The sequence below is a fragment of the Aliicoccus persicus genome (assembly GCF_900110815.1).
Taxonomy (GTDB): domain Bacteria; phylum Bacillota; class Bacilli; order Staphylococcales; family Salinicoccaceae; genus Aliicoccus; species Aliicoccus persicus.
Genome location: NZ_FOIT01000005.1, coordinates 113,224 through 130,010, shown reverse-complemented (window position 1 = coordinate 130,010; position 16,787 = coordinate 113,224). Strand labels below are relative to the sequence as shown.

Below are 16,787 nucleotides of genomic sequence, written 5' to 3'. Positions count from 1 at the left end.
ACGACAAATTTTAAGCTTGAGTTGGCATGAAACTGAATTCGTGCCAACTCACGACGATTTTCGGCCTTGAGTTGGCATGAAACTGAATCCGTATTAATCCGCAACCTTTTCCAACAACGACACCAACTCAACATGTGGTGTATGCGGGAATTGGTCGACAGGTTGTACGGTTTTCAATTCATAACCAAAGTCTTTCAACCATACGATGTCTTCCGCGAATGTCTCAGGGTTACACGAGACGTATACAATTTTCTCTGTACCAATTCGACCGATGCGTCGCATGACTTTACCGCCTGCGCCGCTTCTTGGTGGATCGAGCAGCAACAAATCTGGCATTCCCCACTCCTCTTTAACATAATCCATACCTTTACGGGCATCACTCGTTAAGAAGTATGTATTATCAATACCATTGTCCTCTGCATTACGTTTCGCTGATTCGATTGAGCTCTCAACGATTTCTACACCAGCCAATGCTTTTGCTCGTTCTGCAAACGGCAAGCTGAACGTACCGACGCCACAGAATAAATCCATCACTCTCATGTCTTCATTTACTTCAGACAATTCCAGTGCAATCTCAATCATATGACTCGCTTGTGCTGGATTTGGTTGGAAAAATGTATCATACCAAAGTCGATATCTATATCCATAAATCTCATCATGAATATAATCTCTTCCGTGCAGCACTGTTGTCTCTTCCGACTGTGCACGGTCTGCGACATCTTCGTTTTTCATCCATAATATACTTTCGATGTCGATATCTAAGTTAATCAATTCTAACAATAACTCATTAATAATCTCCGTATATTGTTCAGGTGACTCTGTCGCAAATATTGCTACCATATACTCACCCGTAACTTGTGAATGACGAATCATAAGGTGGCGAAGCAAACCTTCGTGTGCCATTTTGTCATAGCCAGACAAGTCATGTGTGTGTTGCCACTTGCTGACAACATTACGGATAACCATCGTGTCATTTGATGCGATTAAGCAGTCACTAATATCCACAACTTTTCTAAAATTCCCTTGCTCATGCATACCAAGCGTGCCATCTTTACCGAAAGTAAATTCCATCTTATTGCGATAGTGGAACGGTTCACTCATGCCGATTACAGGTTTTACAACCGATGGATCAAAACCATTGTTTGAAAGATGCGTTTTAACTTCTTCAAATTTATGAGCCAGTTGATTTTCATATGATAGATGCTGCACGGAACATCCACCACAATATTCGAAGTGGATACAAGCCGGTTCAATTCTGTCTTTTGATGACTCAATAATTTCGTCGTAACGTGCAAACGCACGTCTTCTCCCACGCGCATTTGGAACACTCACTTTCACAACATCACCAGGCAGCGTATTCGGTATCGTTAACTTCACACGTCTTTGTTGACCCACTTCTAGATCTTCATGGCGATGTATAACTTCACCTTGGTATTTATTATTTAAACGATTTATTGTTACTGTTAGTTCCTCTGTAGGAAATTCTTTTCTAGGCAATGGATTGCCTCCTTTAATCCGATATGTATTAGTTCATCATAGAAATAAAAAGCCATGTTAGTCAATATAAAAATGACTAACATGGCATCTCAATTGTTATTGGTTTTGTTCTACCCAATCACTAAAGATCGCTTGTAACTCTTCATTATCTGTTCCAGTATAATGAATTTCTGATGCATCTTCCATCTGCTCTGTCACGAGAATGACTGGTGCATCATCGATGCGTGTCATGATATACGTGATGTCACGCATCATTGACTCCTCTTCTACTGTAGCCGAATAAACTGCTACAATTTCAGTGTTTCCAGATTCATTTAAGTTCACTGGAGTTCCATCAATCACTGCATTTTCAAGCATCGTATCTAAATCAGTACCAGCATGTGAGAATTTATCTTCATTGCCTGGGTAGTAACGCTCATATGGTTGTTCAAGCGAATTACCCCACTCAATGACCGCCTCATCTAATGCTTCTAGATTCGTATTCTCACCATCTTCATCATCTTGGTTTGCTTGTACTAGATTCATATAAACATCTTGCTGATCTTCCTCAACATTACCTGCATAGTTTGGTTGCAGTAGTTCAACACCATTTTCACCATCTACAAGATAAAGTTCTGTGTTTGCGTAATACGTGTCATCTTCTGGTACGAATTCTGCGATAATGTTTGATTCATAAGTTGTTGTACCTTCATCTTCCGTGTTGAATGCTTCAATTTCGACTGGATCTACTTCAGAAACGTTCACTTCAAACACTTCATCTAAGCTTTCATCTTCACGGTCCCAGATTAATCTTACGACCGGTTCATCTGTATCTAGTCCTTCAAGTTTAGTTGCAATTGGACTGTTTGGATTTGACGTTGCATCTTCAGCGCCAACAAACGTAAATTCTACTTCACTGACGTTGTTTCTAACAATGTCATCTAGCCATACAACATCTTCATAAACTTCGTCTTCTTCAACTTCCTCTTCTTCCTCAACTACTACTTCATCTTCCGTAACTTCATCTTCTACTTCTTCCTCTTGAGCTTCTGCGAGATTCATATTGAATAAAGAACCACCTAGCACCATCATTGAGATCATACGAATTGAAAATCTCTTTTTCATTTCTACTTCTCATCCAAAGGCAATAGAATAAATCCGTTTGAATAGTCCCCGTATATTAGGACTTTAGTGCCTTTGTACTGAAGACTATACCCCGTGTAGGCACACAAAAACGCATCTATTTGATCTTCTAGATGTTTGTGCAAAGTCCTACTATATTTTAACTTCGTGTTAATTGCGAGGTCATTTAACAAGCCATTTTCTTCAAATAATGATGTCAAACGAATGAGTTCTTCACCCGCTAATTGTGTGTTGACGCCTTTTTTTATCTTATATTTAAATGGTGCATGTTCCGGGAACAACCCAGCAATGATCCCAGTCGGAAACGTTTCAACGACACAATCTTCACCTTCAAAGTAGCCGATTTTGAAATTCATTGCGTCGATTAGACTTTGTGCAATTTTTTCAGCACGAATGCTACCGTATTGTTTTGTTAAATAACTTCGACTACAATGAAACGCACGTATGCGATGGTTGTGAATGCGGTCGCGAGCAAGTGCACTTTCTGCAGGACGTGAACCTGTTTCATTGGGCACGACAATTGGTGCATCTATCGCCACAATTGTCGGATACTGATAAAAATCTTGAATGATGTTGATAATTTCATCATTAGAATATACTTCAGCAGATAAAAGAAGAATATTTCCATATTCATCTAAAACACAAATTCCTGTTTCATTCTTTATCGTCCATGCTAAATCAATGCCTATATATCTCATCTAATTATATGTCAGAATGACAGTTTTGTATGCTTCAGCTTTGTGTGTCGTAAATTCAAAGAACATGCCCAACTGTTTCTTTTCTCCCCTCACTACATATTCACACAAACTCGATGCTGATTTACCGTGACTGATCGCTTGAAGAATTGTGATTTCTTCTACGTCATCTAAATTTGGGAATTCAATTGAATCAAGTCCTGCTTCATAAAGATCATTCACGACATCTTTATCTTGTTTTAAAATTGCTTCAGTCATCTCTGCGACTTTTAAATTCTTCGGTGCGTTTTTGCAATTCGCTTCTTGATATACTTTCATATGAATCACTCCTATTGATTTGTACTGCTGATCTCTTTTATCACTTTGGCTGGATTACCGACCGCAATACTGTTATCTGGAATATCTTTAACGACGACACTACCACCACCGATGACAGCATTGCTACCAATGGTAACACCAGGCATCACTTGAACACCTGCACCAATCCAGACGTCATCACCAACTTTTATCGGTTTCGTATATTCAATGCCGGCATTACGTTCGGTAGCATCGATTGCATGAGCCGCTGTATGGAACCCACAATTCGGCGCGATAAAAACATTATCACCAAAAGTCACTGTCCCACCATCTAAAATGACAAGTCCATGGTTCGCATAAAAATTCTCACCGACTTCAATCAAACTGCCATAATCACACCAAAAATCCGGTTCGATGTGAACTTTATCTCCAGTTTTACCGAGTATTTTCTTGATCAATTGTTTACGACCTTCCAAATCTTTAATTGGCAATCGATTATATTCTTGACACAATGTCTTACATTCAAGACGTTCATTAATCAATGCCGCGTCATTATTTGAATTATATAGCTCATGTCTAAGCATCTTTTCACGTTCTGTCGTCATGTTCTACCTCCAAAAATTCATTCACTTTCATATGTTTGATTATACATCACACTGGCATTACCTTATACTAGTGTTGATAAAACTCGGAGGTTAAACAATGGAATATATTTATAGAAAGATGAATGCACAAGATGTAGATAGTGTGCTAGAAATGTTTAAAGGAATCAAGGAAGAAAAGATAGATATGTCATTTGCGAACATATCGACAAAAGAAGAAGTATTAAATTTTGTCGATAATCCTGCCGAATTGACTTATGTTGTTGTTGGAGATGACAAACCGAATCATGTCTTGAGTTTGCTAAGAGGAAAGCGCACAATGACACCAGAAAAACAACACGCAGCATTTTTAACAGCAGCAACACACCAAGACGTTCGTGGAAAAGGCTTCGTTGGGAAGCTCATTGAGTATGGTCTTGGAGAAATGAAAAAAGAAGGCGTAAATATCGCGAGAATTTATGTGTATAGCGATAACACTTCTTCAGTAAATGCTGTGAAAAAGATGAACTTTGAATCTGCAGGTGCTGTGTTACGTCATCATAAAAATGTTGAGACCGGTGAATATGTCAACGATCTGATTTTTCATAAATTTTTGTAGTGTTTTCGTGTCAATGTGACTTGCTCATTGGCGCGTATTTCTGTTTGCACGTCTATGAGGTTTGCTCATTGGCGCGTATTTCTGTTTGCACGCCTATGAGACTCGCTCATTGGCGCGTATTTCTGTTTGCACGCCTATGAGACTCGCTCATTGGCGTGTATTTCCATTTGCACGTCTATGAAATCTGCTCATTGGCGTGTAGATCTATTTGTACGTCTATGAAATCTGCTCATTGGCGTGTAGATCTATTTTCACGCCTATAAATCCACTTAATTGTCACCTTTTTTTTACTCGCAGATATTATCAACATCATCGGTCGACGCAGCTCATCCTTCATACCAGGTATATCCATCATATGGTCAGGTGGCGTCGGTTCTACTACCCGATCAATGGTAAATCCAGCCTCAATCAAAGAATTGATATACGTCGTCATCGTACGATGATACTTCGTCACCGACTCTTCTAAAAATTGCGTCGAACGCAGACCTTCTTTAAAATAATTATCCACTGGAAAATGTTCAATTTCTCCAGCATCATTATAAACCCAATCTTGAGACCCTTCTGCTGTAAATATCGGATGCTCCACAGTAAAAACAAATACACCATTTGATTTCAACATACGAAAAACATTCTCTACCAAACTGCTAAAATCTTCAACATAATGAAACGCAAGCGAGCTCATCACAACATCAAACGTTTCATCAGGAAAATCTACATCTTCCATTGCACCTACTTGATATTTAACATTCTCATACTTCGTTTTTTCACGTGCAATTTCAATCATTTTTTCTGATAAATCCACACCGATCACAAACTTTGCACCATTTCCTGCTGCATAGATGGAATGCCATCCATATCCACAACCTAAATCTAGAACTTGCTTATTTTTAAAGTCAGGTAATAAACGCTGCAGTGCTTCCCATTCACCTGCACCACTCAACCCTTCTTTTGATCGTTTCATCTGTCCATATTTATAAAAAAATGTTTCTTCGTTATATTTGTTTTCTTTCATTCTAATCCCTCGTTTGTGTACAAATAATGAATTTATGTTGGTTAAGTATAACACCAATATTTTCAGTGATTGAAGTCACATTGATACCTCGTATTCTGTGATAATTTTAATTTAACGTACAAATACGATATAAGAAGGTAATTCAAATGAGGCTTTACACACAAATCACATTAGTATTGTTGTTCTTAACTGCAATCTCAGGTGTCTGGATGCGATGGTTTAGTTTATCTCCGTCAAGTGCTATCCCCTATGACAACGTTCTCCATGCGCACTCGCATGTCGCATTGATCGGATGGTTATTCACTGCGGTTTTTTTGATTTTCTTCTTTATTTATCGAGATAAGCTGAAGGATAAACTTCAACCTAAACTCATTTTTATTTCGCTAATCAGTGTGTCCTTGCTCATGTTTGTAGCATTTTTGTACCAGGGCTATGCACTATTCTCTATCATCACTTCAACAGTACATATATTCGTAGAATATTGGGCTGTGATTTATATTTGGCTATTTATACGTAAAGAAAACATACCAAAGGTTGCGAAGTTGTTCATTGTCGGGGGTATTTTAGCAAATATTATTTCTTCAATTGGTCCATATACGCTTGCATTTTTATCTGCAAACAAGCTGACGGATCTTTCACTCTTCGATATGTCGATCTACTTCTATTTACACTTTCAGTACAACGGCTGGCTCATGCTTTCATTATTTGGATTGTTCCTAGTACTCTTAAATAAACGAAGTATTAAAATGAATGAAAAGTTAGCCACTCAAGCATTTTGGATATATTTTGTGGCATTATTCCCTGGCTTTTTAATTTCAGCACTTTGGGTCGGATTAGGACCTGTTGTTGAGACAATTGTAGCACTTGCCAGTATTGCACAATGGATCAGTATCATCATGCTGATTATTGCACTTATTCCGGCAATCCAGCGAGTTTCTAAATTAGTCACGAAACTAACATCCAACTTACTGATCTTTGCAATCTTATTGCTGGTAATGAAAAGCACGATGGAACTCGGTCTAATTTACCCACCACTCGCAGATCTTGTGAACAACACGAGAGATGTCATTATCGGGTACTTGCACTTAACATTACTCGGATTTTTAACAATCTTTGTCTTCGTCTTGTTCCACATGCTCGTACTATTCAAAGAGAACAAGTTTTCAATGTATGGTTTTATGGTGTTTGTCATCGGATTCTTGTTGAACGAACTGCTTCTATTCTTGAGAAGCTTAGGATTATGGACAGATTGGTTTGGCATTCCGTTGTATGCGGAGTTGTTATTTGTAGCAGCAATACTGTTATTGATCGGTGTGACAATGATTTTATTTAGTGTTAAACAACATAAGGAAACACGGAAACTATTATAGAAATTTAACATGGAGCTGGGATGAAAATCCCTGCTCTATTTTTTTGTTTGACGAATATAAGAAATAGGAATATAGTTTGGTCAATCAACCAAATATTGAGGGAGGTCATATATTTGAATAAATTTGATAAACGACAACGGTTAATCGATGCAGCTTACAAGATTTTTAGCAAGAAGGGATTTTACAACGCATCTATAAAAGACATCGCAAACGAAGCAGAAATTACACCTGGCCTCGTTCATTACTATTTTAAAGATAAAGAAGCGCTACTCTTCTCTGTTCAAGATGATGTTCAACAGAAATATCAGAATCAGTTTGATGCACTTGCTGATGTTTTAGATGGATTACATGAAATTAAATCAAGAGTCTCGAGCGATCCAGACTGGTATTTATGGCGATACGAACTCTATTCATTAGGATTGAAAAATGAGAAATACAAAGAAGAAGTGGCAAGTATTTTAAAGAATGGTCGCGAAAGTATTTCAGATGTAGTGAGTGATTCCGAAATAGCGAATCGTTCTGATGCAATATCTGGAATTTTACTCGCTTGCTTTGATGGACTCGCATTACAAAAGCTGATGGATGATGACTTTGATCTCGACCAAGCGTATGATGAATTGAAGAATTTACTCGATAACTATATTGAAAGATAATTTTTAAATCGGACTCTCTATAAGGAGATGGGACATTGAAGAAAATGTTGATGGTACTCACCATTCTACTGGTGTTTTTTATCCCACAGACGACACTCGGACAAACAGACGATATGTATGAAGATTTAGTCGATTATATGGAGGATGCGCTGGAAAAATACGATATTCCCGGTGCGTCACTAGCTATTATTGAGGACGGCACGGTAACCTTTCACGATCAGTGGGGAGAGTTAAGTGATGGTTCTGCTGTTTCTGGTGACTCACCGTTTTTAATCGGTTCGTTGAGTAAACCAATCACTTCTCTAGCTATTATGATACTAGGTGACGATGGACAAATTAATTTAGATGAATCGATTCAAATATATCTGCCGGATTTTGAATACAATGTAGAAGGTTCAAACGATATCACGGTGCGTCATCTGCTCGAACAGACGAGTGGTATTAGTCAGCATGATGGACTGAAGGTGACAGATCAAGAGAGGTCTCCTGAAGGTGCAATTCAGGAAGCAGTCGATGAATTAAGTGGTGTCACTCTAATGAATGAACCCGGAGAAGTGTACGAGTATAATTCCGCGAACTACTTACTGCTCGGGGCGATTATAGAAAATGTTTCAAATGAAACGTACTCGGAGTTTGTAGATACAAATATATTTGAACCACTCTCGATGATGAATAGTGCAGCGGACTACAACACAGTAGTTGAGCACGGTTTCGTTGCCGGCTACAACTCTTATTTTGGACACGCTGTAGAGAGTGATGGTTTTTACGATCATGCCGGTGCGCCATATGGATACCTTACCTCAAGTACGGAAGACTTGGCAAAGTTTTTAACGTTTATGTTAGAAGGTGGAGAAATATTATCTGATGAATCGTTGGAGTTGCTTAAATCCCCTCCTGGAGATGATAAAACCTATGGGTTCGGATGGCATTTCTCTGATTCAGAAGGTTACCCATACCATGGTGGTGCAACTGCAGACCATAGAGCACAGTTTGTATTGATGCCTGAAGAGAATAAGGCAGCGGTCCTGTTAACTAATCAGTATCACACATTAGAAGATGCGCAAGTTACAAACATTATGAACGGTGTACAATCGATTATGAATGGTGAGACGCCTGATGAACTGCCTAGCCAAGGTCACCTATTTCAATGGATCATGCTAGGGGTTTTAATATTATTAGTGATTCTGACGATAGTGAACTTTATCTTCTTATGGAGAAAAGATTCAATTAATAAAGTGATTACAATTTCTGTTGGAATCATCTCTATTCTGTTAGCAATCGGTATTATTCCATTGTTCGCCTACGTGATGGGTACACCTTGGCAAAGCATCAGTCACTTTGCACCAGACATCGCTCTGTTAACTTATGGTCTGATTGGTATCTTGGCTATCAATGGACTCTTGACATTAGTCATTGGGGTAAGAAGAAAGAAATAATTCTAAGTTTACTACTTCATTATTTTTGGTCTTGATATTGATGCAAGGATCTGTCCGTGCCAACTCACGACAATTTTCGGGCTCGAGTTAGCACGAAATCTGAAACCGTGCCAACTCACGACGATTTTCGGGCTTGGGTTAGCACGAAATCTGAAACCGTGCCAACTCACTACAATTTTTGGGCTCGAGTTAGCACGAAAAACAAAAATCGCTACTTCACCCGACTTTTTCAGGCCGAAGTAGCGATTCATTTCAATATTCAATTAATCTCCTGCAACATCTCGTCTGCCAAAGACCCACCACGCCAATACGATGAATACGACATAGTAAACAGCGAGTACTGTGATTGAGAATGGTAATGTCATGCCCTCTATGGCTACTCTACCGCCTTCTTCATACTGTCTCAAATTTAAATTGGCAAACAGTAAATATTTTGACCATTCATATCTTGATAAGATCAGTGTAATCGTGCTGCCTGACAACAATATAATAATCGATATACTGATTGCGAGCGTGCTGTTTCTAAACACACTTGAAATCATAAATGCCAATGTTGCCATCATGATGAGGCTGACCAATCCGTAGCCATAATCAGTAAGAAGCGCTAAAACAACTGATTCATAGCGATGTGAGCCATTTTCAAGGATGATTACCTGAGGATTAAATCCATCAAAGCCAAAGAATATTAATCCTACAACCCATCCGAGTACTGTGACATACAGTAAAGTAATAATCGCAAACGATAAAACACCGACATACTTCGCAAACAATATCATCGCTCTTGAATAAGGTCGGATGAGCAACAGCTTGATTGTACCCCACCTGAACTCGTTAGCTACGATACCACCCGCAATTATTACAGTCAGCAAACTTACGATGGAGATCATAAAGCTCGCATCTGCAACAAACTGACCTGCACCATATGAGACGGGCTGTAAATCATTTTCTAAATAATAGTTATTCTCTGACATTCTTTCTAGATTAAAGCCCAACATGAATACATCTTGTTCAGCATTTGCACCTATTTCTGCATTCTCCTGTTGTAACTCCTCTTGCCAGCCTTCATCTGTATAATTTGCTGTACGTTCATTTCCGGCAAAATACGCAAAGAATCCACTTGCTATTATAATTAATGTTAAGAATCCATATAACACCCACGTCGACTTACGGATAAAGATCTTCAGCAACTCGTTATATACTAAATTAAATATATTACTCAATGACATTCTCTCCAATCACATCAAAGAATTTATCTTCTAAACGCGTCTTAGAAGTTTCAACTTTGTATATTAGTAGATCTTTTTCCACAAGTGTTTGGATAATTAATGGAATTGTATCTTTGTTTATCTCGAACCTAACCAATCCATCAACTATGTCACCATCAATTTGATGTGCTGCTTTTACGGATTCCAGCGCAACTTCAGGCTGGTCCACTTCAATAGACACTTGACGTAGTTCAGTCGTATCTGTTGTAGTGTCATCTACGGACTGAACATCAATGAGCGCACCGTTTTTTACAATACCAATACGGTCACACATCAACTCAATCTCAGCAAGAAAATGACTGGAAATAATAACAGCAACATTTTCATTTTTAGCAAGTGCTCGAATGTATTGTCGTATTTCACGAATCCCAGCAGGATCCAGTCCATTTGTCGGTTCATCTAGAATTAAAACAGAAGGTTTATGTAACAGTGCTTGTGCAATCCCCAAGCGCTGACGCATACCTAGTGAATATCTGCCCGCCTTTTGATTGATTGCTTTCTCAAGACCAACGAGAGATACAACTTCATCAATACGCGCTTTAGTAATACCAGGAATCATACGGCGATAATACTTTAAGTTTTGCATCCCTGTTAAAAAAGGATAGACTTCAGGATTTTCAACAATTGCGCCGACGTGTCGAATTGCTTTAGAAAATTCTTTGGTGATGCTATGACCCATCACTGTGACATCACCCTCACTGATACTCACCAAACCTGCAATCATACGAATCGTTGTCGTTTTCCCGGCACCATTCGGCCCAATAAAACCAAATACTTCACCAGGTTCTACTTTAAAATTCAAATCTTTAATGATCTGTTTGCCTTTTATCGATTTGCTTACGTTTGTCAATTCAATCGCTGACATGATTTTCCTCCTGTTCACTCACATGGATACGTTCATTATACATGAATAAAAAAATACTCATGCAACTTAAAGGAAAACTCTAAGCACATGAGTATTTGCAACATGAAAATCACTTCCAATAATCATTCGCAGCTGCAACAGTTTGGAAATGGATCGCGATGACTTGAGAGGCAAACGTTAAGCTATCGGCGTCGTTAGCATAGCCTGATCTCAGTGACTTGCGGACATTTTCATCTGGCTGTGTGTAACCCACACCTTTTCGTGCGAGTTGCACAGCAAGATCAAATCCGTCTTGAGGCGTATCAGTCTTTAGGGAAGGTAACCAAACTTCTGACATCTCACATTCCTCCATTCATTTCATTTATCCATTTAATCATACGACGCATGAATGAATTTTGCAAAATATTAGTTATATGGGTTACGAACAGATTTTAAATCACTTCTATTTTCTTTTACGTCGCTTCACATCATTACGAATAACTTCAAGTTCAGATTCATCAACAGTGCCAGATGCTCGGTAAGAAGCGACAGCATCTGCCATAGCACTATAGTTCAACTGAGTCCCTTCACTGTCCGCAATATAGTCAACAGCTCTGTCTGCTGAAATTCCAAACCGACCTGCCGTTTGAACAGAGTCAATATTGGCACCTAAGAAGATAAACTCCCAGCCATCTTTTGATTTTTTATCCTCAACTAATGCCTTCACTTGAGCAGCAGAATATTCACGACTAGAATTTTCTTCGCCGTCTGTAATGATGACGAACATCACTTTTTCAGCACGATAACCATCTTTCGTATTTTTCTCAGCTTTGCTAATTTTGTGAATCGTCGTACCGATTGCATCAATCAGTGCAGTTGCACCACCGACGTAATATTCTTCCTCAGTCATCGCCTCGACAGCATGAATATCAATGCGGTCATGAAGAAGTTCATATTCGTGATCGAATAGTGCCGTCGTTATTCTGCATTCACCTTCGACTTCCAACTGTTTTTTCAACATTGAATTAAAACCGCCAATCGTGTCGGACTCAAGTCCACTCATTGACCCGCTTCTATCCAAAATAAATACAAGCTCTGTTAAACCTTTTTTCATAATAATTGCCTCCTAAATTTAAGTTAAATTTAGGATAGCAACTAACTAAATAAAAAAGGTCGCTCTATGAGCGACAAATAAATAACCAATATTAACTTCCCAACAACGGTTGATCATATTGAAATAGCACTTGATTAATTTCATACACATCATACATACCATTGATGATGAAATATTCAATAATAACATCAAATTTCACTGCGTGAGAAAGTGCATAACCTGCCCATTCCAACAGCTCATCCGTTTCTTCCAACTTTAATTCCAAAGCAATCGCCAGCGCAATGGCTGTCCGCTTACTTGGCATATAGCCTTCAACCGACCTAATTTTAGAAAACAGCCTTCGATCAATGTTGGCACGTTTATAGACATCAACATCCGTCATTCCTTTGGTGTCAATCAGACGCATCAACATCCTGGAAAATGGCTCATCCAAGTTACCAATCAAATCTTCGAGTGAAGAACTTTTTAGACTTTTCTCTTCCACTCGGGACATTTCGTGAAGTTCAACCATACGTGTTTCGCGACGAAGGTCACTGTGTGTCTCTACATAATGATCATCAATATAGCGCTCAACCGAATCAATTCGATCACTGCTTATTTCGAATGATGACTTATCAAACACGACAAGTGTAACTTCCAATTCATGATTTAAAAGAAACTCTTGAATCGTTGAAGACGCAACCCTGAGCGCCTCATCCTTTGGATATCCATAAATACCGCTTGAAATCAGTGGGAAAGCGATGCTCTCTAACCCATGTTCAGCAGCAATCTCCAGTGACGATAAATAAGCAGAACGGAGTAACCGTTCATTTTCTTCCTTACTCCATTCACGATAGATTGGACCTGCTGCATGAATAATGAACTTTGCATCCAGATCAAATCCAGGTGTAATTACCGTTTCACCCGTTTTAATCGGAGCAAGTGCATCACATGCTACCTGAAGTTGATCCGTACCAGCAGACTTAAAAATTGCACCACAAACACCACCACCCATCTTTAGCTCCGTGTTCGCAGCATTGACGATAGCATCGACTTTCATTTTAGTAATATCCTGACGAATAATTTTAAAAGGCATCGGTCACCCCTCCATTTGTAATATTTATCGTATCATAATTCATCAATTGCATAAGCAATAAATATTGCCAAGTTTATAATTAATGATAATGTTGTATATAATATCAAATAATAAAAGGATGATAAGCATGGATAGTAACTTACAACAAGATCTAACGCGAGTAAATAATGCCTTGGAAATCATTGTTGGTAAATGGAAACTAAACATATTATTATACTTATTCAACCACGGCACGATGAGATTTAGTGAATTGAAGCGCGCAATTCCTGAAATTACACAAAAAATGTTAACGAAAAATTTACGAGAATTAGAAAATGAAGATATCGTTAAACGTGTCGTCTATGCTGAAGTACCACCTAAAGTAGAATATTCACTTACCGAATACGGACGGAGTTTAGACAAAATTTTGATCGCCATGCATGAATGGGGTACGGAACATGCAATAAGAAAAACGGATAAAAAACAAAAAGAGACGAACAGTTAAGTTCGTCTCTTTTATGATCAATCAAAATAAAATTAATTTTAGTCTTTACTACTACCAATTATTGTAGAATCATTAAGATTTGTTAGAGCATTAACAATAAATAAAATAACACCTAAACCAAATGCTCCCCCACCTGCGTACGTAAAGATGTGAGCAACATCTAACATGCCAGAAACCTGTACTAAAAACGTACTGACTAAAAATACTGGAACACCTAAGTTGTGTAACCAAAAATGCCATTGTCCTAGCGTATTCTTAGCTGCACCAGGATAAACGCTGTACACTAAACCGAAAATTGCAGTTGTAGCGAAACCGACTAAGTTCACGTGCGCGTGCGCTGAAGCCCAGTTAAGCTGTAGCGTCATTGACATAAAGAGACCAACACCAATACCAAACACCAAATACAATACTGCTAACTTAATCCATCTTGCACCCATAGTATAGTCCTCCTCTATAATGTTCTATAAAAAGGATAGAAAAATATATATTTTTCCATCCAATTATCGTATACATAATATTGTAAATGTTTTCATTTTTTTGCATAAGTACGCACTTATAAGTGGTATGGTTTACAAAAGGATACTGCTATAAATACGTCTATCCAGTCACAATGAAATCGTATAATTTAATATCTCACGATACAATGACACTTTAAATTGGTTTGAACTGCATCTATTAAGGAAATATTCTAGTATAAAGATTGTAAATAAACGAATATGTGAGGCATTCAAAATGGAATTGCTATTTGAGTACAGCATTGGCCTGTTCCCTGGATTGTTATTAATCGCACTATTCTATGCATTGATTCCGAAAGAGTATCGCTTGTTCAAAGTAGTCATTCTAATATTTGGTTTCATTTTAATGCGAGATGCAATGACACCTATCGGACTATGGACGTTCGGTATAGAAGGTAATGTCATGTGGCTACGCTTTATTGAAGATGCTTTTATATTACTCACATTAGCGTTTACATCGCTCATTGTTGCACTCGTTATTACTCATTTCAACAAAACCCCAATGAAATGGTTTAAAGAACAAGATAAAACAAAATCAATTCTCATGGGAATATTAGCAGCTGTAATTGTCGCCATTCCGCTTATGATTCCCTATTTCTACGTTCCAGTAGAAGATAGAGGCGGATCATTTCCGCCATCGTTATGGATCGTATTGCTTATCTTTGCACTCTTTGGAAACTTTTTAGAAGAAGTACTTTTCAGAGGCGTATTCCAAGAATATGTGAAAGAGAAAGTAGGCGTCATTCGTTCGATTTTGTTGTCAGGATTATTCTTCGCAATCGGTCATACATTTTTAGCAATCACTGTGACAGATTTAGGCGTATTGATACTCGTCTTCACACTCGTTGAAGGTATTGTTTGTGCCATCATCTATGAAAGATATGGTCTGATTCCAGCGACTTTAACACATGGATTAACGATACTTATCATTTCTGCTGGGTTTATTTAGACAAAAGTTTCTATTACCATAAAAAGACTCAGTGGCGAATTGCTCTGAGTCTTTTTAATATCTCTTTCTCAATCATCTATTATTGTGGATTTAAGCTTCTTCAACAACGACTGTAAAACGTGTATTGAGATGATCTTTATTTTCTAATTCATCTACGATAGCGATCGCAAAGTCTGCATAACTGATGTAACTATTTCCTTTAGAATTCACGAGCAAGTTATCTTTACCTAATTGATAACGACCAGTTCAAGCGCCATCTGCATCAAAAATAGCTGACGGACTTACAAATGTCCAAGTAATTCCTTCTGATTCTTTATGAGTGAAATTGCTCGTGTAACTTCCTTACTTCTTCTGCTAATTCAGGTACCGGTCCATCCACTTCCGCATCACGAATGACGTCTTGTATCGAAAGATTTCGAACACGTGATGGTGCGACACCTAATTCATCCAACCACTGCGTTAATTGTTCAGTTGAACTTGCAAACACAATTCTGCCTAAGCCAACCCAACCGTGCGCAGCCGAACACATCGGGCAATGCTCACCAGAAGTATAGACTGTTGCTTTGCTTCTTTCTTCAGGCGTCATATTATTTGCAGCCCATCTTGCCAACGCAAATTCCGGATGTTGTGTATGGTCACCACCTGCAACATGATTATGATCTTCCATCAGTACTTCACCATCCGCTGAAACAAGAACAGAACCGAATGGCTCATCATTATTTTCAAGCGCAGTCTTTGCTAGTTCAATACAACGTTTTAAGTATTTTTTATCAGTATCATTAATCATCTTTAAGACTCCTTTCTTGATTAATCTCATCTTATATTTCTTGAATCATTTCCACCCGATTACCAAATGGATCCCTAAACTCAAACCTATCAAAGCCTGGTATTGGAACACCTTCAATTGGCTTGACACCATTTTTCTCTAACCATCTTTTCCAATAAGAAATATCATCGACTAAATACGCTATATGAGCCTTCGTCGTGTTTCTGTCAAATCCGTCTTCTGTACCGACATGAACATTTCTATCTCCAACTTCTAACCAAAAACCTCCACGTCCTTTGAGTGATTCTGGTTTTTCTACTTCTTTTAAGCCTAATATATCGCAATAAAACTGTTTACCCTCTTCTTCCGCACCTTTTGGAATAGTGATTTGAGCATGATGCAATCCGAGTATCATATGAACCTCCACTTACATATTTATTGTTTACTTTACATTATCAGCAGCTTTTTATATAGCAATTGGAGCAACTGCTTA

At 38.3% G+C, this 16,787-nt stretch carries 20 protein-coding genes and 1 pseudogene; 6 read left to right on the top strand and 15 right to left on the bottom strand.

Features of this window, described 5'->3' with window-relative positions; genetic code table 11:
- Nucleotides 1–93 precede the first annotated feature (93 nt).
- The 5 genes from rlmD to BMW30_RS08475 all read right to left on the bottom strand — a co-directional run bounded on the left by rlmD (nucleotide 94) and on the right by BMW30_RS08475 (nucleotide 4,216).
- Nucleotides 94–1,497, bottom strand: coding sequence for a 23S rRNA (uracil(1939)-C(5))-methyltransferase RlmD (rlmD, locus tag BMW30_RS08495; RefSeq protein ID WP_091475854.1), 1,404 nt, complete (start codon nucleotides 1,495–1,497; stop codon nucleotides 94–96).
- A 96-nt stretch (nucleotides 1,498–1,593) separates the two neighbouring features.
- Entirely contained in the window at nucleotides 1,594–2,601 is a 1,008-nt protein-coding gene (locus BMW30_RS08490; RefSeq protein ID WP_091475852.1) for a DUF4767 domain-containing protein, read from the bottom strand.
- A gap of 2 nt (nucleotides 2,602–2,603) precedes the next feature.
- Nucleotides 2,604–3,317: a DUF429 domain-containing protein gene (locus BMW30_RS08485; protein ID WP_091475849.1), complete on the bottom strand. Its 714-nt coding sequence runs from the start codon at nucleotides 3,315–3,317 to the stop codon at nucleotides 2,604–2,606.
- Nucleotides 3,318–3,632 (bottom strand): hypothetical protein, encoded by a 315-nt coding sequence (locus tag BMW30_RS08480; RefSeq protein WP_091475846.1) that lies wholly within the window; start codon nucleotides 3,630–3,632, stop codon nucleotides 3,318–3,320. It abuts the gene before it with no gap.
- Between the two features lie 11 nt (nucleotides 3,633–3,643).
- Nucleotides 3,644–4,216, bottom strand: a complete 573-nt coding sequence (locus tag BMW30_RS08475; protein WP_091475845.1) for a sugar O-acetyltransferase — start codon at nucleotides 4,214–4,216, stop codon at nucleotides 3,644–3,646.
- A gap of 97 nt (nucleotides 4,217–4,313) precedes the next feature.
- On the opposite strand from BMW30_RS08475, the gene BMW30_RS08470 reads away from it, so the two are divergent.
- A complete protein-coding gene (locus BMW30_RS08470) occupies nucleotides 4,314–4,811 on the top strand; it encodes a GNAT family N-acetyltransferase (RefSeq protein WP_091475843.1) in 498 nt (165 codons plus the stop codon).
- Between the two features lie 229 nt (nucleotides 4,812–5,040).
- On the opposite strand, the gene BMW30_RS08465 is transcribed toward BMW30_RS08470, so the two are convergent.
- On the bottom strand, nucleotides 5,041–5,823 hold the full coding sequence (locus BMW30_RS08465) for a class I SAM-dependent methyltransferase (protein WP_091475840.1): 783 nt from the start codon (nucleotides 5,821–5,823) through the stop codon (nucleotides 5,041–5,043).
- Nucleotides 5,824–5,969: 146 nt separating this feature from the next.
- Between BMW30_RS08465 and BMW30_RS08460 the strand changes: the two genes are divergently transcribed.
- The 3 genes from BMW30_RS08460 (at nucleotide 5,970) to BMW30_RS08450 (ending at nucleotide 9,282) form a co-directional block, all read left to right on the top strand.
- A complete protein-coding gene (locus tag BMW30_RS08460) occupies nucleotides 5,970–7,193 on the top strand; it encodes a hypothetical protein (protein WP_091475837.1) in 1,224 nt (407 codons plus the stop codon).
- 113 nt (nucleotides 7,194–7,306) lie between these two features.
- Entirely contained in the window at nucleotides 7,307–7,846 is a 540-nt protein-coding gene (locus tag BMW30_RS08455) for a TetR/AcrR family transcriptional regulator (protein WP_091475835.1), read from the top strand.
- Nucleotides 7,847–7,890: 44 nt separating this feature from the next.
- Entirely contained in the window at nucleotides 7,891–9,282 is a 1,392-nt protein-coding gene (locus tag BMW30_RS08450) for a serine hydrolase domain-containing protein (RefSeq protein ID WP_245705672.1), read from the top strand.
- Between the two features lie 263 nt (nucleotides 9,283–9,545).
- On the opposite strand, the gene BMW30_RS08440 is transcribed toward BMW30_RS08450, so the two are convergent.
- The 5 genes from BMW30_RS08440 to BMW30_RS08420 all read right to left on the bottom strand — a co-directional run bounded on the left by BMW30_RS08440 (nucleotide 9,546) and on the right by BMW30_RS08420 (nucleotide 13,580).
- Complete coding sequence (locus BMW30_RS08440; protein ID WP_377910974.1) at nucleotides 9,546–10,508, bottom strand: ABC transporter permease; 963 nt, start codon at nucleotides 10,506–10,508, stop codon at nucleotides 9,546–9,548.
- Entirely contained in the window at nucleotides 10,495–11,412 is a 918-nt protein-coding gene (locus BMW30_RS08435) for an ABC transporter ATP-binding protein (protein WP_091475825.1), read from the bottom strand. The genes BMW30_RS08440 and BMW30_RS08435 overlap by 14 nt, the downstream gene beginning before the upstream one ends.
- A gap of 109 nt (nucleotides 11,413–11,521) precedes the next feature.
- Entirely contained in the window at nucleotides 11,522–11,749 is a 228-nt protein-coding gene (locus BMW30_RS08430; protein ID WP_091475822.1) for a hexameric tyrosine-coordinated heme protein, read from the bottom strand.
- A 105-nt stretch (nucleotides 11,750–11,854) separates the two neighbouring features.
- Nucleotides 11,855–12,505, bottom strand: coding sequence for a vWA domain-containing protein (locus BMW30_RS08425; RefSeq protein WP_091475819.1), 651 nt, complete (start codon nucleotides 12,503–12,505; stop codon nucleotides 11,855–11,857).
- Nucleotides 12,506–12,596: 91 nt separating this feature from the next.
- Nucleotides 12,597–13,580 carry a macro domain-containing protein gene (locus BMW30_RS08420; protein WP_091475816.1) on the bottom strand — a complete coding sequence of 328 codons (984 nt, stop codon included), beginning with the start codon at nucleotides 13,578–13,580 and terminating at the stop codon, nucleotides 12,597–12,599.
- Nucleotides 13,581–13,707: 127 nt separating this feature from the next.
- Between BMW30_RS08420 and BMW30_RS08415 the strand changes: the two genes are divergently transcribed.
- Nucleotides 13,708–14,064 (top strand): winged helix-turn-helix transcriptional regulator, encoded by a 357-nt coding sequence (locus tag BMW30_RS08415; RefSeq protein WP_091475813.1) that lies wholly within the window; start codon nucleotides 13,708–13,710, stop codon nucleotides 14,062–14,064.
- 38 nt (nucleotides 14,065–14,102) lie between these two features.
- On the opposite strand, the gene BMW30_RS08410 is transcribed toward BMW30_RS08415, so the two are convergent.
- The gene (locus BMW30_RS08410) at nucleotides 14,103–14,501 is read right to left on the bottom strand and encodes a hypothetical protein (RefSeq protein WP_091475810.1); all 399 of its coding nucleotides are present in this window, start codon (nucleotides 14,499–14,501) and stop codon (nucleotides 14,103–14,105) included.
- A 295-nt stretch (nucleotides 14,502–14,796) separates the two neighbouring features.
- Here BMW30_RS08410 and BMW30_RS08405 point away from each other — a divergent pair, with 295 nt between their 5' ends.
- Nucleotides 14,797–15,528, top strand: coding sequence for a CPBP family intramembrane glutamic endopeptidase (locus BMW30_RS08405; protein WP_091475807.1), 732 nt, complete (start codon nucleotides 14,797–14,799; stop codon nucleotides 15,526–15,528).
- Nucleotides 15,529–15,618: 90 nt separating this feature from the next.
- On the opposite strand, the pseudogene BMW30_RS08400 reads toward BMW30_RS08405, so the two are convergent.
- The 3 genes and pseudogenes from BMW30_RS08400 to BMW30_RS08390 all read right to left on the bottom strand — a co-directional run.
- Nucleotides 15,619–15,843, bottom strand: a pseudogene (locus BMW30_RS08400) (NAD(P)-dependent oxidoreductase); the annotation flags it as partial.
- Entirely contained in the window at nucleotides 15,842–16,315 is a 474-nt protein-coding gene (locus tag BMW30_RS08395) for a nucleoside deaminase (RefSeq protein ID WP_091475804.1), read from the bottom strand. The pseudogene BMW30_RS08400 and the gene BMW30_RS08395, both read right to left, overlap by 2 nt.
- A gap of 31 nt (nucleotides 16,316–16,346) precedes the next feature.
- Entirely contained in the window at nucleotides 16,347–16,709 is a 363-nt protein-coding gene (locus BMW30_RS08390; protein ID WP_091475801.1) for a VOC family protein, read from the bottom strand.
- Nucleotides 16,710–16,787: the final 78 nt, after the last annotated feature.

What these genes read in the sequence shown, in the direction of transcription:
- BMW30_RS08490 (WP_091475852.1), bottom strand. Translation starts at nt 2,601, where the DNA reads ATGAAAAAGAGATTTTCAATTCGTATGATCTCAATGATGGTGCTAGGT.
- BMW30_RS08485 (WP_091475849.1), bottom strand. Translation starts at nt 3,317, where the DNA reads ATGAGATATATAGGCATTGATTTAGCATGGACGATAAAGAATGAAACA.
- BMW30_RS08480 (WP_091475846.1), bottom strand. Translation starts at nt 3,632, where the DNA reads ATGAAAGTATATCAAGAAGCGAATTGCAAAAACGCACCGAAGAATTTA.
- BMW30_RS08475 (WP_091475845.1), bottom strand. Translation starts at nt 4,216, where the DNA reads ATGACGACAGAACGTGAAAAGATGCTTAGACATGAGCTATATAATTCA.
- BMW30_RS08470 (WP_091475843.1), top strand. Translation starts at nt 4,314, where the DNA reads ATGGAATATATTTATAGAAAGATGAATGCACAAGATGTAGATAGTGTG.
- BMW30_RS08465 (WP_091475840.1), bottom strand. Translation starts at nt 5,823, where the DNA reads ATGAAAGAAAACAAATATAACGAAGAAACATTTTTTTATAAATATGGA.
- BMW30_RS08460 (WP_091475837.1), top strand. Translation starts at nt 5,970, where the DNA reads ATGAGGCTTTACACACAAATCACATTAGTATTGTTGTTCTTAACTGCA.
- BMW30_RS08450 (WP_245705672.1), top strand. Translation starts at nt 7,891, where the DNA reads ATGTTGATGGTACTCACCATTCTACTGGTGTTTTTTATCCCACAGACG.
- BMW30_RS08440 (WP_377910974.1), bottom strand. Translation starts at nt 10,508, where the DNA reads ATGTCATTGAGTAATATATTTAATTTAGTATATAACGAGTTGCTGAAG.
- BMW30_RS08435 (WP_091475825.1), bottom strand. Translation starts at nt 11,412, where the DNA reads ATGTCAGCGATTGAATTGACAAACGTAAGCAAATCGATAAAAGGCAAA.
- BMW30_RS08430 (WP_091475822.1), bottom strand. Translation starts at nt 11,749, where the DNA reads ATGTCAGAAGTTTGGTTACCTTCCCTAAAGACTGATACGCCTCAAGAC.
- BMW30_RS08425 (WP_091475819.1), bottom strand. Translation starts at nt 12,505, where the DNA reads ATGAAAAAAGGTTTAACAGAGCTTGTATTTATTTTGGATAGAAGCGGG.
- BMW30_RS08420 (WP_091475816.1), bottom strand. Translation starts at nt 13,580, where the DNA reads ATGCCTTTTAAAATTATTCGTCAGGATATTACTAAAATGAAAGTCGAT.
- BMW30_RS08415 (WP_091475813.1), top strand. Translation starts at nt 13,708, where the DNA reads ATGGATAGTAACTTACAACAAGATCTAACGCGAGTAAATAATGCCTTG.
- BMW30_RS08410 (WP_091475810.1), bottom strand. Translation starts at nt 14,501, where the DNA reads ATGGGTGCAAGATGGATTAAGTTAGCAGTATTGTATTTGGTGTTTGGT.
- BMW30_RS08405 (WP_091475807.1), top strand. Translation starts at nt 14,797, where the DNA reads ATGGAATTGCTATTTGAGTACAGCATTGGCCTGTTCCCTGGATTGTTA.
- BMW30_RS08395 (WP_091475804.1), bottom strand. Translation starts at nt 16,315, where the DNA reads ATGATTAATGATACTGATAAAAAATACTTAAAACGTTGTATTGAACTA.
- BMW30_RS08390 (WP_091475801.1), bottom strand. Translation starts at nt 16,709, where the DNA reads ATGATACTCGGATTGCATCATGCTCAAATCACTATTCCAAAAGGTGCG.